The organism is Halomonas sp. THAF5a (assembly GCF_009363755.1).
In the GTDB taxonomy this organism is placed as follows: Bacteria; Pseudomonadota; Gammaproteobacteria; order Pseudomonadales; family Halomonadaceae; genus Halomonas.
Map to the genome: position 1 here is coordinate 788,936 of NZ_CP045417.1, position 15,609 is coordinate 804,544.

Genomic DNA, 15,609 nt, shown 5'->3' on the forward strand with positions numbered 1-15,609 from the left:
TGCTTCAAGTATCCGCCTGCCATGGAAATTCCCCATCAGCGCCTGATCTATTTCCAGCTGACCGTCGAGACGGGCTCGATCCGCGCCGCGGCGGCGCGGCTTGATATCGCGCCCTCGGCGGTGAGTCGCCAGATCGCGCTGCTGGAGTCGGCGGTGGAGGCCACCCTGCTGGAGCGGCGCCGCGACGGCGTCTGTCCCACCCCGGAAGGGGAGCTGCTGCTCGACTACTGCCATCGCCGCACCCGCCTGGATCGCCACTTCAGCGATGCCCTGGACGCCTACCAGCGCCTGGAGACGGGGCAGATCACCCTGCGCGTGGGGGAGGGCTTCGTCGGCGACCTGATCGGTCATCCGTTGCGCGAATTTACCGAGAGCCATCGCGGCATCCGCCTGAAGATCGACACCGGCAGCACCCGGGAGATCATCGAGGCGGTGGTCAACGATGAGGCGGACATCGGCCTGATGTACCACGAGCAGGTGCATCCACACCTGCGCTTCTGGCAGTCGACCCGCCAGCCGCTGGTGCTGCTGATGGCACCGCAGCATCCGCTGGCTCAGCAGGAGCAGGACCCGATCACTCTGGCGGCGCTGGCCGACCATCCCCTGGCGCTGTGGCACCCGGGGCACGGCGTGCGCGAGCTGGTCGACCTGGCGTTTCGCGAGGCCAGCCAACCGCTCGCGGTCGGCATCCAGACCGGCTCGCTGGAGGTGCTCAAGCACTCGGCGCGGGCCGGGCTCTGCGCGACGCTGCTGCCGCGCTTCGCCGCCGCCCGGGAGCTGGAGGAGGGCTCGCTGGTGGCCCGCGACGTGGTGGGCAAGCACTTCACCCAGGCTAACGCGCACATGGTGACCCGCGTCGGCCGGCGCATGCCTCGGGCGGGGCTGCAGCTGCTGCGCCATCTGCAGCACTGGATGCGCGCCTTCCGATGCGACGGCGCGTCCCCCGACACCTGAGCGCGACCGCGACCGCGACCGCGCCCGGGCCGCCGGGCGCTCAGGGCGTGAAGGAAGGATTAGCGCTAGATCTTGATGTCGTAGTCGACGTACTTGTGCATCAGATCGTCGTAGGTGCCGTCCTGCTTGATCTCGCGCAGCGCCTCGTTGAACTGCTCGGCGAGGGCCTCGTCGCGCGGGTGGAAGGCGACCGCGACGCCGTGTCCGAAATAGCGCTTGGGCTCGCGGATCAGCGGCGAGCTGGTAACGATGCCGCTGCCCTCGGCGTCGACGTCCAGCGCTGAGAGTGCCAGGGGGTAATACATGAAGGCGGCGTCGAGGCGGCCCGTCTTCACGTCAAGGGCCAGGTCCTCGCCGGTGGTGTAGCGGCGTACCTCGACGAGATCGCCGTAGGTGTCGGTGATGTAGTTGTCGCGGATGGTGCCGCGCTGCACGCCCACGGCCAGGCCCTCCAGGGCTTCGCGGTCCTCGATATCGACCTCGCGGCCCGCCTGGGTCACCCAGACGCTGGGGTTGCTGTAGTAGGGCTCGGAGAACAGCACCTTGTCGCGGCGCGCTTCGGTAATCGCCATCGACGACATGATGGCGTCGTACTTGCGGGCCATCAGGCCGGGGATGATGCCGTCCCAACTCTGCTCCACCCACTCGCACTCGCGCTCGATGCGCCGGCATACCTCCTCGCCCAGCTCCACCTCGAAGCCGGTCAGGGTGCCGTCGGGCAGGCGGTACTCGAAGGGCTCGAAGGGGATATCCACGGCGAGCTTGAGGGGATCCTCGGCCTGGGCGGGCAGGGCGATCAGCAGGGTGGCCAGGGTGGCCGCGAGGCCGGTGGCGGGTCGAAACATGGTCGCTTCCTTGTGGTTGTTATGAGAGTGGCGGTTGTTAGGGGCGTGGCGGTTGTTATATGAGGTGTTTCGAAAGTTACCACGCCTCCCGTGGCGGTACCACGGGAGGGCGATCGATGCCGACGCTTATCGGGCGCGCTCCGGGGCGGCCTGGCCGTCGCCGTAGCCCATGGCGGCGGTGGCCTGGGCGGCGGTCTCCACCCAGACGCTGCGCGGCAGGGTGTACTCGCGGAGGCCGTCGAGGCCGCTGGAGCGGCCGTAGCCGCTCTCGCCGAGCCCACCGAAGGGCGACATCACGTTGATGGTCTTGTAGCTGTTGACCCAGACGGTGCCGGCGCGCAGCTGGTGGGCGATGCGCAGGGCCCTGGCGGTGTCGCGGCTCCATACCGCGCCGGCCAGACCGAAGCGGGTCGCGTTGGCGAGCGCCACCGCCTCCTGCTCGTCGCGGAAGGTCATCACCACCAGCACCGGGCCGAACACCTCCTCGTTGGCGATGGTCATCTCCGGGGTGACGTCGGTGAGGATGGTGGGCGCCAGGAAGTAGCCGTCGGCGGTCTCCGCCGGCAGGCCGGCGGGCGCCTGGCCGCCGGTCAGCAGGGTGGCGCCCTGGGCGAGCGCCTCCTCGATCAGCGCGTGGACCCGCCGGTACTGGGCGGCGTTCTGCAGCGGCCCCATGCGGGTGGCATCGTCGGTGGGCAGCCCCACGGCGATCGCCTCGGCCGCGCGGGCCAGGCGCTCGGTGAAGGCGGGCAGCAGGCTCTCCTGGAGCAGCAGGCGCGAGCCCGCCACGCAGCTCTGTCCCGCCCCCGCGAAGATGGCGGCCTGGGCGCCGGCGACGGCGTCGTCCAGGGCGGCATCGTCGAACACGATGTTGGCGGACTTGCCGCCCAGCTCCAGCACGCTCGGCACCAGGCGCTGGGCGCCCGCCTCGGCGATGCGTCGCCCGGTCTCCGGCGAGCCGACGAACACCAGCTTGGCGATGTCCGGGTGGGCGGTCAGCGCCTGGCCGGTGGTGTGGCCCAGGCCGTTGACGATGCCGATCAGGCCCGCCGGCAGCCGGCCGCCGCGCTCGACCAGCATGGCGATCAGTACCGAGGTCAGCGGGGTCAGCTCCGAGGGCTTGAGTACCGCCGCGTTGCCGGCGGCGAGCGCCGGGGCGAGCTGCCAGCCGCAGGTGAACATCGGCGCGTTCCAGGGGGTGATCTGGCCGACCACACCGTAGGGGATGCGCTGCACGTAGTTGAGGTGGCTGGTGGGCACGTCGATCACCTCGCCGTGCTGCTTGTCGCACCAGCCGGCGTAGTACTCGAACATCTCGCGCACCTTGGCCACCTCGCCGCGACAGTCGCCCACCGGCTTGCCGGCGATCAGGCTCTCGAGCCGGGCGAGGGCCTCCTCGTGGCCCTCGAGGCCGCGCGCGGCGTCCTGCAGGCGGCGGCCGCGCTCGCTGGCGCTCAGTGCCATCCACTCGGCCTGGGCGGCGGTGGCCGCCTCGATCGCCTGCTCGACCAGGGCCTGGCCGGCGTCTTGGTAGCTCAGCAGCGGCGCGCCGGTGACGGGATCGATCAGGGGGATCGCCTCGCCGTCGCCCGGGACGAGGCGGCCGGCGATCCAGTTGGCGGCCGGGGCGGCGGGATCGATGCCGTAGGCGTCGAGCAGCGGGGCGATGGCGTCACGGGCGCGCTGGGTCAGGGTGTTGCTCATGATGAGGTCTCCTCGGAATATGCGGTGGTCGCGGACTGTTGGGCGTTGGCGGCGTAGCGCCGGGCGGCGTCGAGCAGCGAGCGGGTGATGGCATTGAAGTCCTCGCTATCGGGCAGGCTCTCGGCGTCGGCGTGCCAGGCCTCGACCACCGTGGCGAGCAGCCCCTCGGGCATCGCAAGCTCGCCGGCGGTCTGGCGGGCCAGGCGCAGGTCCTTGCGCATCAGGCCCATGGTGAAGCCCGAGTCGAAGCCCTCGGAGAGGATCCAGCGCGGGAAGTTGACCTCGCTGACGGCGCTGCGCCCGGAGCCGCTGTTCAGGCCCTGCAGGCAGGCTTCGGGGTCGACGCCGGCGCGGCTCGCCATGGCCACGGCCTCGGCGGTGGTCAGCAGGTGGGCGGCGCACAGGTAGTTGTTGGCGAGCTTGACCACGTGGCCGCTGCCGGGACCGCCGACGTGGGTGGCCCTGGCCGAGAGGGCGTCGAGCACGGGTTGAAGCCTTGCTACGGTGGCGGCGCTGCCGCCCAGCAGCATGCCGAGCTGGCCGCTGATGGCGCCGGCCGGGCCGCCGCTCACCGGGGCGTCGAGCCACTCGAGACCCTTGGCCTCGACCTCCGCGGCGAGCCGGCGGGTCACGCCAGGGTCGCTCGTCGAGGTGTCCATGATCACGCTGCCGGCCGGCGCGAGGTCGAGCAGGCCCGGGGATGCCTTCAGCACGCGCTCGACGTGGGCCGAGGTGGGGAGTGACAGCAGGTAGACATCGCTCTCGCCCAGGGCCTCCGGGGGCTGGGTGGCGATGCCCTCGTCGGCGAGGCGGTGGCGGGCGTCGGCGTCGATGTCGCTGCCCTGCACGGTGAAGCCGGCGCGATGCAGGGTCAGGGCCATGCCGCGGCCCATGTTGCCGAGGCCGATGACGGTAACGGTGAGAGTCATGAGGCGCTCCTCGAGTTGGTCGGTAGCGAAGGGGGCGTCAGGGAAAAGACGCGGCGGTCGGGCGCAGGGGGGCCGACCCGGCCGGGCGGAGCGTCCGGCCGGCCAGGCAGGCGTGAGGGGGCGGCGCCGCTCGGCGGGGAGCGGCGGGAATCAGCCCGCGGGGGGAGCGCCGAGCAGCTGGCGCACCAGCGCTACCCAGTAGTCGACGCCGAGCGGGGTGAGCCGGTCGTCGAAGTCGTAGTGGGGGTTGTGCAGCGCCGCGCTCTCCTCGCCGTTGCCGAGCCAGATATAGGCGCCGGGGCGGGCGTTGAGCATGAAGGCGAAGTCCTCGGAGGCCATGCTCGGCGGCAGGTCGCGGTGGACCCGGGTGATGCCGGGCAGCGACTCGAGCGCCGCGGCGCAGCGCTCGGCGTGCTCGGGCACGTTGATGGTCGCCGGGTAGCGGGGCTGGTAGTCGAGATCCGCGCTCAGGCCGTGGAACTGGGCCAGCGACGCGACGGCCTCCTCGAAGCGCCCCTGCAGGTGCGCGCGCAGCGGCTCGTCGAAGCAGCGCAGGGTGCCGCGCAGCTCCACGGTCTCGGGAATGACGTTGAAGGCGTCGCCGGCGTGGAACTGGGTCACGCTCAGCACCGCCGTCTGGTGGGCCGGCGTCTCGCGGCTGATCAGCCCTTGCAGCTGGGTGACCAGCTGGCAGGCGGCGAGGATCGCATCGGTGCCCAGGTGCGGCATGGCGGCGTGGCAGCCGTGGCCGGTGAGGGTGAGGGTGAAGACGTCGAAGGCCGCCATCACCGCGGTGTCGTGCACCGCCGCCTCGCCGACGGCGAGCCCCGGCCAGTTGTGGACGCCGTAGACGGCCTCCATGGGGAAGCGCTCGAAGAGCCCCTCCTCGACCATCACCCGGCCGCCGCCCTCGCTCTCCTCGGCGGGCTGGAAGATGAAGTGGACGCGGCCGGCGAAGTCGGGGTCGCGGGCCAGCCGACAGGCGGCGCCGAGCAGCATGGTGGTGTGGCCGTCGTGGCCGCAGGCGTGCATCTTGCCGGGCACCTGCGAGGCGTGGTCGGCGTCGTTAAGCTCGGTGACGTCGAGGGCGTCGATGTCGGCGCGCAGGCCGATGCTCGGCCCCGGCCCGCGCCGCCCCTCCAGGGTGGCGACGATGCCGGTGCCGCCGCCGAGGCCGGTGACGATCTCGAGGCCCGCTTCGGTGAGGCGCTCGGCGATGCGCCGGCTGGTGCGGTGCTCCTCGAAGGCGGTCTCCGGGTGTCGGTGGAAGTCCTGGCGCCAGGCACGCAGGGTATCGGCGTCGGGGTAGGTGGTCTCGGTCATGGTCGGGCTCACAGCAGCAGGTCGGCGATCAGGGCGGAGGCGAGGAAGGTGCCGGTGAAGACCAGCATGGCGATGATCACGAGCTTCCAGCCCGCCTGGCGGAACATGCCGAGCTCGCGGGGCGTCAGCGCCAGGCCGGCGTAGGCCAGCACCGGGGTCACGATGGCCAGGAAGTTGACGGCGGCGAGCTGCTCGGTCAGCCAGGCGCTGCCCGGGAACCAGGGCAGCGTCATCACGATGCTGACCAGCGACACCCAGGCGACGCCCGGCAGGTAGAAGGGGGCGAAGCGCGTGATCACCAGGCCGATCATGGTCATGGCGTAGAGGATCAGCATGCCCGGCAGGGCGGTAAGCAGGTCGGTGCCGTTGACCGTGTTGGCCACCCAGCCCACCGCGCAGGCCGCGGCCATGGCCAGGGCGGTCTTCGGCAGGTCGCGCTCGGGACGCTCCTCCTGCGGGGCGTCATCGACGCTCGGCGCGCCGGTCACCTGGGCGCCCACGGCCTGCACGCGGCGCTTGCCGGAGAGCAGGCCATAGAGCTTCTCGGCCAGCGGCAGGGCGATGAACAGCGACAGGTAGAGGCCGGTGGCGTAGGTCATCAGGTTGCTGGCGCCGGCGAAGGCCATCAGCTCGTCCTTCAGCTCGGGCAGGGTGCCGGCGATGGCCGCCGAGCAGGCCGCGACCATGCTGCCGCTGCCGACGCCGCAGGCCATGGCCAGGGCGCGCGGGTCGAAGAGCTCCAGCGAGGTGAGGTAGCCGGCCATCAGCGCGAACCACAGGGTGCCGAACATGGTGCCCACCACGTAGGTGCCCATCACGCCGACGCCCTCCGGGCCCTTGAGGCCGTACTTGTCGGAGATGACGGCGATGTTGGGCTCGCGGGCGATGGAGTAGGTGGCGCCGATCGCCTCGCGGCCCATCTTGAACACCAGCACGGCCAGCGGCATGGCGATCAGCATGGTGCCGAGGTTGCCGAGCTCCTGGAGGATCAGCGCGGGACCGGCGTCGATCAGGTCCTCGATGGCGGGACCGATGGTCGAGCCGAAGCGGGCGATGAACGGCATGATCGACAGCAGGATCAGCGGGCCGGCGGCGTGGCTGACGCGGGCGGGCACGAGCTTGCCGGCGGTGCGCGTCACGTTGGGGTTGAGCAGCACCCCGAGGATGAAGGCGTAGAAGAGCGGCAGCAGCAGCAGGGTGCCGGGGCCCAGCGGGAGGCGCTGGATGCCGATGAGTTCGGAGAGCAGGGCGGTCATGACGACCAGCGCATGCAGGCGCCAGTCGAGCAGGCTGGAGAGGGACATGAAGCATCCTTTATCGGTTGGCATTGTAGTTGTGCTGGATCAGCATCGTCGCCACCCGAGTATTGGTAACTCTCCTGCGCTAATGAAAGATGGATCGTGTACTGATTTTTAGATGCCTCGCCTAGGACGCGCTGTGCCGCTCCGGCGCATCGCGTCCTTCGTCTGGCGACGCGTCGCCGCGGGGCACGCCCGTCAGGGCGTCGCTCGAGACCACGCGATCCCGGCCCGCCGTCTTGGCGCCGTAGAGGCGCCGATCGGCGCGACTGTAGAGGTGCTCGAAGCTGTCGTCATGCCGGGCCTCGCTCACGCCGATACTGACCGTGATTCGGTGGTCGGCGGCCGCGTCCGGCAGCGCCATGGCGCGGGTGGCGGCGAGGATGCGCTCGGCGAGCTGCCGCGCGGCGCGACGGTCGGTGTTCGGCAGCAGCACCGCGAACTCCTCGCCGCCCATGCGTGCCACGGTATCCAGGCCCCGCACCTGCTGACGGAGGGTCTCGGCGAACGAGGAGAGCACCGCGTCCCCGACCGGGTGGCCGTAGGTGTCGTTGATGTACTTGAAGTGATCCAGGTCGATCAGCATCAGGGCGAGCGGCGAGGGGTGGCGACGGCGGCGGGCGAACTCCCGTTCGGCCACCTCCTGCAGGCGTCGTCGGTTGTAGAGCCCGGTCAGCATGTCGGTCTGGCTCTGGAGGCGCATCATGTCTCGCTGGCGCTGCAGGCGCAGCATCATCAGCATCACCGCGCCGACGGCGGCCAGCACCATCACCAGCAGGCCGATCACCGCCAGGGTGAGCCGCCGCATCAGCTGGCGCTGTCCGGCGGAGGCGTTCTGCACCAGCAGGCTGAGCTCGCTGTAGCTCCAGGCGAGCCCCACCTCGATCTCGAAGCCGAGCTCACGCAGCGCATCGATCTCCTCGGCGTCGAGGCCGTCGCGTCGCGCCCGGGAGAAGCGGGTCAGCAGGGTCTCGACCCGTTCCTTCATCAGGCTCATCTCGTCGAGCAGCGGCGTGAAGTCCTGGGGGGGGAGGTCGCTGCGCAGGATCTGTACCCGGAGATTCATGATGCGCCGGGGAATGCGCAGCAGCAGCTCGGCCAGCTCATCCTGGTGGGCGTGGTGATCCGGATGGTCATCCTCGAGCCGCGCCAGGGCCATCAGCAGTTCCTGGGGATCCGACTGGGAGCGGACCACGTCGGCGACCATGGAGGTGTAGTCGGCGCCGACATGCTGGCGCGCCTGGACGGCGTAATACGCGATCGCCACGGTGCAGACCGTGGCGATCAGCCCGAAGGCCAGCAGCAGGCGACGGCGAAGCGCCTTCACCGGGAGCGTCGTCATCTGGCGCGGATTTCCTCGAGCGCCCAGATCCAGCGGTCCATCGGCACCGAGCCGTCCAGGACGGCCTCGGCGTCCTCGGGCACCACCAGCATCAGCGGGCCGAGTCGGTCCACGCCGATCGGCTCGCCGTCGAGCCGGGTCGCCAGCAGGTAGGCCTTCTCCTGGCGCTGGGCCTGGCTGAGGAAGGTGGTGTAGCCGTCATCGGCGATGAAGCGCACGCGCCGGGCGTCCTCCAGGCCATGCTGGGCCAGGAAGGCATCCAGCCAGACGCCCGAGAAGCGCCCCTCGGGGCCCTCGGGGTGCTGCATCCGGATGTGGTGCAGATCGCCGGTGGCCTCGATCGCGTCAAGCGAGAGCGTCTGGCGGTCGCTGCCCTGGGTGAGGGTCAGGATCGGCGCCTCGGTGGCGATGTCGTCCGAGGCCTGGCTACCCATGGCCAGCAGCAGGCAGAGCATCGGAAGAAGGCGCCGCAGAGTCGCCGGGAGAACGCGGTCGAGGCGGCGGGAGGACGGGAGGGTAGGCATGGCGTCGGCACTTCCTGAGTGAACGTGGGCGGTCCCGGTGTCCCATTGTTGGATGCCGGTTACGAAGTGTATCCAGAGGCTCCCACTATCTTAAATGCCGCCGATCTTGTCCATCGTCAGGCGCGATGTTGCCTCAACGCTATCAGACTGAAGAGTGAGCCGTTGATTCATGTTGAGGGTGGTAAACGTCATACCCTGACGGGGCGAGCTGCGGCGGGGTGAGCGAGGGGCGTGGCGATGGCAGGCATCGCCGAGGGCCCGCGGCCCCGTGGCGAGCACGGGACCGAGGCGGAGGGGGCATCCGTCACCCCCGGGCGTTCTCCTCGCGGCGACAGGCGGCCGCGGTGAACAGCACGTCGGTGGAGGAGTTCAGGGCGGTCTCGGTGGAGTCCTGCACCACGCTGATCACGAAGCCGATCGCCACTACCTGCATGGCCACGTCGGTGGAGATGCCGAACAGGTTGCTGGCCATGGGAATCAGCAGCAGCGAGCCGCCGGCCACGCCGGAGACGCCGCAGGCGGCCAGCGCCGAGACGATGCACAGCAGCAGGGCGGTGGGGAAGTCGACGCCGATCCCCAGGGTATGGGCGGCGGAGAGCGTGATCACGGTGATGGTGATGGCCGCGCCGCACATGTTGATCGTGGCGCCCAGCGGAATCGAGATGGCGTAGGTGTCGGCGTGCAGCCGGAGGCGCTTGCAGAGCTCCAGGTTGACCGGGATGTTGGCCGCCGAGCTGCGCGTGAAGAAGGCGGTGATGGCGCTGCCGCGCAGGCAGGTGAAGACCAGCGGGTAGGGGTTCTCGCGGGTCTGCCAGTAGACGATCAGCGGGTTGGTGACCAGGGCGACGAACAGCATGCAGCCGACGATCACCGCCAGCAGGTGGCCGTAGTCGAGCAGGGCGCTCATGCCCGACTCCGCCAGGGTGTTGGCGACCAGGCCGAAGATGCCCAGCGGGGCGAAGCGGATCACCAGGCGCACGATGTTCGAGACGGCCTCGGAGAGGTCGCCGAGCAGGGTGCGGGTGGCATCGCTCGCCTGGCGCAGCATGATGCCGAGGCCGATGGCCCACACCAGGATGGCGATGAAGTTGCCCTCCATGAGCGCCGTGACCGGGTTGGCGACGGCGTTGAGCAGCAGGTTTTGCAGGATCTCGATGATGTCGCCCGGCGGGTTGCCGCTGACCTCGGGGCGATCCAGCGCCAGGGTGGTGGGGAACGCGAAGCTCGCCGCCACGGCCACCAGGGCGGCGACCAGGGTGCCGATCACGTAGAGCACCATCACCGAGCGGATATGGGTCGGCTGCCCCTTCCGGTGGCCGGCGATGGCCGCGGTGACCAGGACGAACACCAGGATCGGGGCGACCGCCTTCAGCGCGGAGATGAACAGCTCGCCCAGCAGCGAGACCGATTGGGCGGTGTCCGGTGCGAGGGTGGCGAGCAGGATGCCGCAGACGATGCCGATGGCGATCTGGGGGATCAGCCCCAGTCGCATCAGCGGGCGGCCGAGGGTGTGCAGGGTGGCGATCATGGAGGATCTCTCGGGCATTGTAATGGGCGGACAGACGCCCCCGGCCGGGACGGGGGCGTCTGCGTGTCGCGCGCGATTCTAGCAGCAATCACTGCCGGGATGGATGAAATATCTGTCCAGAGAGGAATTGGCAGATGTTATGGCTGTATGGGGCCGGGCGGCGAAAAAAAGCGACCCCGCCCGGAGGGGCGGGGTCGCGGGGCGTCACGATAAGCGCGCCCGGGGTGAGCGCGTCGCGGGGGAGGGCGTCAGGCGGGGAGCCGCTCGGCCACGGCGTCCAGGAAGCCCTGCATGTCGACGAGGGTCTCGGCGGCCGGGTCGGTGGTCTTGCCCTTGAGGTCGCCGGTGATGACGCCGTCGGCGACGGTGTCGATCAGCGCGGCCTTGAGGCCGATGGCGTAGTCGACCAGGGCCGCGTTGGCCTCGCGCCCGCCCAGGGTCTCCAGGGCGTTGGCCACGGCGAAGATCAGCGCCGAGGAGTTGAAGTGCGCCTCGCGGCCGTCGCTCTCCAGGTACTTCAGGTAGAGGTCGTGGGCGGTGCCGTGGGGCGCCTCGAAGAGCATGGTGCCGTTCTTGCTCTCGATGATCGAGCTGGCGGTTGCGAGGCTGCCGCCGAGCGCCGCGGAGATGTCCGAGAAGATATCGCCGTCGAGGTTCTGCGCCGGGTAGAGGGCGTTGCGGGGCGGATCGGTGATCATCTTGATGAGCTGACGCGAGGGCCGCATGATCATGAACGACGGGGGCGGGGTGTCGGCCTTGGCCAGCTCCCGGCGCACGTCGGTGATGGCGGTGCTGAAGACGTCGTCGTACTCCATGTACTCGCGCTTGAGGCCGAAGTAGACCTCCTTGTCCTTGTGCGAGGCGTCGCGGAACACCTGGGTGACCCAGTCCTTGATCGCCTCGTGGTCGTTGGACATCAGCAGGATCGGGTCGCCCTGCTTGACGTGGCGGGCGTGCTTCTCCTCGCCGTCGACCACCACCTTGAGGATGCCGTTCTCCAGGGCGGGGGCGTTGTAGCTGCCGTACTGGTCGCCGCCGCCGGCGCTCATCCGCGACAGCGAGACGTGGGCCTTGCGCTTCGGGATGCCGTGGACCTTGAGCTCCTCGACCAGCTTGTAGAGCTTGCGGCCGGTGGTGTTGTCCGGCACGCCCCACAGCGCCCGCTCCGGCGGGTTGGCGACGAGGCGCGCGGCCTGGGCGTCGATCAGCTCGTAGTGGTAGGCGAGCCCCAGTGCCTCGACCTGGGCCTGGTAGTGCTCGCGGTAGATGTCCTCGATGGCGGCCCGCATCACGCCGTCGTAGCCGGCGATCACGGTGTCCTTGAGCCCCAGGTAGATGTCGCGCTTCTCGTCGATGGCGCGCTGGAAGAAGCGGTGCGCCCAGGCCTTGACGTCGTCGATGTCGTTGGTGGCGAGCAGCCAGGGGTCGCCCTTCTTCACCTCGCGGCGGTGCAGCTCCACCGGGTCCCCGCTCTCCCCCACGAACAGCAGCTTGACGATGCCGGTGGCGCTGGAGAGCTCGTTGAAGCTGTCCTTGATGCCGCCGCCGTCCATGGTCTCCACCTCGATGTCGCGGCCGATCCACTCCGGGGTGTTGAACTCCAGGTTGCGGAACTGGATGTCCTCCCGGGTGATGTTGCCGCCGATGCCCTTGCGGATGGCGCCGTTGGGCGACTTGGTGGCCAGCGGGTGCAGGGTGGTGCCGTCGAGCTCGGGATGCTTGGCCAGCAGCTCGCCCAGCTGGGCGCGATTGACGGTCATGCCGGCGTTCTTGACGCCCACGCCGTGCTGCTTGAGGGCCTCGATGGCGTCGATCACCGCCTGGCCGTTGGTGACCAGGCGGTTCTCCGCGGTCAGGTCGATCTCCACGAGGTCGACGTCCAGCCGTGAAGTGACGAAGGTCTCGAGGATGCGTTCGAAGGCGACCTGGGCCATCTCGTCGCCGTGCAGGATGACCAGGGGGGCGGACACGTTGATCTTGCTGCTCATCACGCTTCCTTTGGTTGAGGTGATGGGGTGAAAGGCGTCACGGACGCGCATAGGGTACGCCTGCCATCGATCCTCTGCCAGAGATCGCCCCGCGACGGCGCGCGTCTCCTGACCGAGATCATCCCCCGCCTCGGGGCCCGAGCAGGATGAGGCCGGCACCCGCCAGGCAGAGGGTCGCGCCGGCGAGGTCCCAGCGGTCGGGCAGGCGCTGCTCGACCAGCCACAGCCAGGCCAGCGAGGCGGCGATGTAGACGCCTCCATAGGCAGCATAGGCGCGTCCGGCATAGTCTGCCCCGGAGAGGCTCAGCAGCCAGGCGAAGAGCGCCAGGCTGGCGAGCCCCGGCATCAGCCAGAGGGCCGTCCTGTCCAGCCGCCACCAGGCCCAGACGCTGAAGCAGCCGGCGATCTCGGCCAGGGCGGCGGCGACGTAGATCGCCAGGGTACCCATCTCAGTGCTGGCCCTCGGGGTCGGCGGCCCAGCGCTCGTCGGGATGCACCTCGTTGGCGGGCAGCACCGGATCGTAGCCCTCGGCGCGCAGCGCGGCGATCACCTCGCGGGTGTGGTCGCTGCCGAGCGTCTCCAGGGTCGCCTCCACCTCGGTGGCACGCAGCGAGAGGTCGGTGAAGGTGCGCTGGTGGGCGATCTGGATGACGTTGGCGCGCTGTGCGGCGAGCAGCCGGGTCAGCTCGGCCAGCGAGCCGGGCACGTCGGGGATGCCGACCCGCACCCGCACGATACGACCGGAGCGCACCAGGCCGCGCTGGATCACCGAGGAGAGCGCCAGCATGTCGATGTTGCCGCCGCACAGCACCAGCCCCACCTTGCGGCCCCGGTAGCGCGCCGGGTCGCTGAGCAGGGCGGCTAGCCCCGCGGCGCCGGCGCCCTCGGCCACGCTCTTCTCGATCTCCAGCAGCATCAGGATGGCGCGCTCGATCTCGGGCTCGTCCACCAGCACGATGTCGCTGACCAGCTCGCGCACGATCTCCCGGGTCAGGTGACCGGGCTGCTTGACCGCGATGCCCTCGGCCAGGGTGGCCAGGCCGCAGTGGATCTCCTCGCCGGCCAGCGCCTGCTGCATGGCCGGGAAGCGTCGGGTCTGCACCCCGATCACCTCGATGTCGGGCTTCAGGGCCTTGGCCGCCACGGCGTTGCCGCCGATCAGCCCGCCGCCGCCGATGGGGATCACCAGGCAGTCCAGGTCGGGGGCCGCCTCGAGCATCTCCGGGGCGATGGTGCCCTGGCCGGCGATGACCCTCGCGTCGTCGTAGGGATGCACGAAGACCAGGTCGCGCTCCTCGGCGAGGCGCTGGGCGTAGGCGCCGGCCTCGTCGACGCCGTTGCCCTCCAGGTGCACCTCGGCGCCGAAGTCGCGGGTGTTGCGCACCTTGAGGTTGGGGGTGTGGCGGGGCATGACGATGGTGGCGTGGATGCCCAGCCGGGCGGCGTGGTAGGCCACCGCCTGGGCATGGTTGCCGGCGGACATGGCGATCACGCCTCGGGCGCGCTCCGCCGGCGTCAGCGACAGCAGGTGGTTCAGCGCGCCGCGCTCCTTGAAGGAGGCGGTGAACTGATGGTTCTCGAACTTGATGTAGACCTCGCAGCCGGTGAGCCGGGAGAGGGTCGCGGAGTGCAGGCAGGGGGTGTGCTCCACGCTGCCCTCGAGGCGGGCGGCGGCCTTGCGGATGTCGTCGAGGGTCACGCTCATGGGAAGATCGTCTCCGTGATCTGGGGATCGTGGTCGGGATCGTTGTCGGGATCTCCGGGGCGGTCGGCGCCTGCCGGATGGGGCAGGCGCGCCGCCAGCGCGAACACGTGGGGATCGTCCACGCCGAGTTCGCGCAGGGCCCGGGCCAGGTTGACCAGGTAGTCGCGGTTGGGGCCGCTGGGGCCGTGGGCGGCGGCGATCTGCTCGGCAATGGCGTCGAGGGGCGCGTCGCCGAGAAAGGCGGCGTTCTCCTCGGTGGCCAGGTACAAGAGCCCCTCGGCGCTCGTCGGCCGGTCGCCGTCGTCGAAGTGCAGCCGGGTCAGCTCGCGCAGGTAGCCGTTCTTCTCGCGCACGTCCAGCGGGCCCAGCACCTCCGGGGCGATGCGGTAGGCCATGCCGTGGCAGATCGCCCCCGGCCGACGCACCAGGGTAGCCACCCGGCCGGGGGCCTCGGGGGTGCCGCGGTGGTCGTGGGAGCCCTGCCAGAAGCGACGCTCCCAGCCGTGGATATGGGCGCGGCGACGCTCGAGGAAGGGGAAGTCGGCCTTCCAGATCAGCGAGCCGTAGCCGAACAGCCAGAGCGCCTCGTGGCCGTCGAAGTGGGTCATGCGGCGGTTGCGTGCCGTGGTGTCGTGACTCATGGGCGGGGCGAACGGGGTCGGTGGATGAACGCTCCATGATGCGTCGACCGGCCGCACTTGTCGAAGCCCGACGGCCGCCGGCCGCCGGCCGGTCGGCGTCGACGACGCTGCGCGCCGGGGGTAAGGTGTCGGGCGTTCGGTGCCTGCCCGCGTCGGCGGGTGCCGTGCCGCTGTTCGGTGCCGTTGTTCAGCGTGGCCGTTCAGCGTGATCGTTCAGTGTGGTCGTTCAGTGACAGGGAGCAGGGATGGAGACGCTATTGTTGGCCCTCTCGACGGGGCTGGGCCTGGGGCTCTCGCCCTGGGCCCCGGGAACGCTCGGCGCGCTGCTGGGTCTGCCGCTCGCCTGGTGGCTGCTGGGGCGCTCGCGACGAATGCAGCTCGCCCTCACGGCGGCGCTGATGGTGGCGGCGATGCCGGTCTGCCATCAGGCCGCGAGCGCGCTGGGCCTCAAGGACGACGGGCGCATCGTGCTCGACGAGATCGTCGCCTTTCCGGTGGCGGTGCTCGGCCAGGCCGCGGCTCGCCACCCCGCGGCCCTGGCCGGGGCCTACGTGGTCTACCGTGGCTTCGACATCGCCAAGCCGGCGCCGGTGAGCCGGGCGGAGACGCTGCCCGGCGGCATCGGCATCGTGCTCGACGACGGCGTGGCCGCGGCCATGACCTGGCTGATCATGGCCGCAGGGCTCTCGCTCTGGCGCCGCCGGCGCCCCGGGTGAGGCCGACTCACCCAGGCCGGCGGGGGCCCGGGTCGCCGGATCGCCGAACCGTCGGAACGCCGAACCGTCGGAATGCCGGGCCGGCAACGCGCACGCCGAGGCCGCGGGCGT

Annotated in this window: 14 protein-coding genes; 2 read left to right on the plus strand and 12 right to left on the minus strand. The window is 70.4% G+C overall.

What is annotated here, in order from left to right; all coding sequences use genetic code 11:
* Nucleotides 1-21 precede the first annotated feature (21 nt).
* Nucleotides 22-954, plus strand: a complete 933-nt coding sequence (locus tag FIU83_RS03605; RefSeq protein ID WP_152482802.1) for a LysR family transcriptional regulator — start codon at nt 22-24, stop codon at nt 952-954.
* 65 nt (nt 955-1,019) lie between these two features.
* Here FIU83_RS03605 and FIU83_RS03610 read toward each other — a convergent pair whose 3' ends face one another.
* From FIU83_RS03610 to FIU83_RS03665, 12 genes are all read right to left on the minus strand, one after another.
* Nucleotides 1,020-1,799, minus strand: coding sequence for a transporter substrate-binding domain-containing protein (locus FIU83_RS03610; RefSeq protein ID WP_152482803.1), 780 nt, complete (start codon nt 1,797-1,799; stop codon nt 1,020-1,022).
* Between the two features lie 126 nt (nt 1,800-1,925).
* Nucleotides 1,926-3,503, minus strand: coding sequence for an aldehyde dehydrogenase family protein (locus tag FIU83_RS03615; protein ID WP_152482804.1), 1,578 nt, complete (start codon nt 3,501-3,503; stop codon nt 1,926-1,928).
* The gene (locus FIU83_RS03620) at nt 3,500-4,432 is read right to left on the minus strand and encodes an NAD(P)-dependent oxidoreductase (RefSeq protein WP_152482805.1); all 933 of its coding nucleotides are present in this window, start codon (nt 4,430-4,432) and stop codon (nt 3,500-3,502) included. Before FIU83_RS03620 ends, FIU83_RS03615 begins: the two co-directional genes overlap by 4 nt.
* A 150-nt stretch (nt 4,433-4,582) precedes the next feature.
* The gene (locus FIU83_RS03625; RefSeq protein ID WP_152482806.1) at nt 4,583-5,755 is read right to left on the minus strand and encodes a M20 aminoacylase family protein; all 1,173 of its coding nucleotides are present in this window, start codon (nt 5,753-5,755) and stop codon (nt 4,583-4,585) included.
* A gap of 8 nt (nt 5,756-5,763) precedes the next feature.
* A complete protein-coding gene (locus FIU83_RS03630) occupies nt 5,764-7,059 on the minus strand; it encodes a DUF3100 domain-containing protein (protein WP_152482807.1) in 1,296 nt (431 codons plus the stop codon).
* Nucleotides 7,060-7,180: 121 nt separating this feature from the next.
* The gene (locus FIU83_RS03635; protein ID WP_152482808.1) at nt 7,181-8,395 is read right to left on the minus strand and encodes a GGDEF domain-containing protein; all 1,215 of its coding nucleotides are present in this window, start codon (nt 8,393-8,395) and stop codon (nt 7,181-7,183) included.
* Nucleotides 8,392-8,919, minus strand: coding sequence for a molybdopterin-dependent oxidoreductase (locus FIU83_RS03640; RefSeq protein WP_152482809.1), 528 nt, complete (start codon nt 8,917-8,919; stop codon nt 8,392-8,394). Before FIU83_RS03640 ends, FIU83_RS03635 begins: the two co-directional genes overlap by 4 nt.
* Nucleotides 8,920-9,223: 304 nt before the next feature.
* Nucleotides 9,224-10,447 (minus strand): serine/threonine transporter SstT, encoded by a 1,224-nt coding sequence (gene sstT / locus FIU83_RS03645; protein WP_152482810.1) that lies wholly within the window; start codon nt 10,445-10,447, stop codon nt 9,224-9,226.
* A 248-nt stretch (nt 10,448-10,695) separates the two neighbouring features.
* Complete coding sequence (locus FIU83_RS03650) at nt 10,696-12,435, minus strand: isocitrate/isopropylmalate family dehydrogenase (RefSeq protein ID WP_152482811.1); 1,740 nt, start codon at nt 12,433-12,435, stop codon at nt 10,696-10,698.
* 118 nt (nt 12,436-12,553) lie between these two features.
* Nucleotides 12,554-12,883, minus strand: a complete 330-nt coding sequence (locus FIU83_RS03655) for a YnfA family protein (RefSeq protein WP_152482812.1) — start codon at nt 12,881-12,883, stop codon at nt 12,554-12,556.
* A 1-nt stretch (nt 12,884) separates the two neighbouring features.
* The gene (locus FIU83_RS03660; RefSeq protein ID WP_152482813.1) at nt 12,885-14,141 is read right to left on the minus strand and encodes a threonine ammonia-lyase; all 1,257 of its coding nucleotides are present in this window, start codon (nt 14,139-14,141) and stop codon (nt 12,885-12,887) included.
* Nucleotides 14,138-14,782 (minus strand): gamma-glutamylcyclotransferase, encoded by a 645-nt coding sequence (locus FIU83_RS03665; protein WP_152482814.1) that lies wholly within the window; start codon nt 14,780-14,782, stop codon nt 14,138-14,140. Before FIU83_RS03665 ends, FIU83_RS03660 begins: the two co-directional genes overlap by 4 nt.
* Before the next feature lie 245 nt (nt 14,783-15,027).
* On the opposite strand from FIU83_RS03665, the gene FIU83_RS03670 reads away from it, so the two are divergent.
* The gene (locus tag FIU83_RS03670) at nt 15,028-15,498 is read left to right on the plus strand and encodes a phosphatidylglycerophosphatase A (protein ID WP_152482815.1); all 471 of its coding nucleotides are present in this window, start codon (nt 15,028-15,030) and stop codon (nt 15,496-15,498) included.
* Nucleotides 15,499-15,609: the final 111 nt, after the last annotated feature.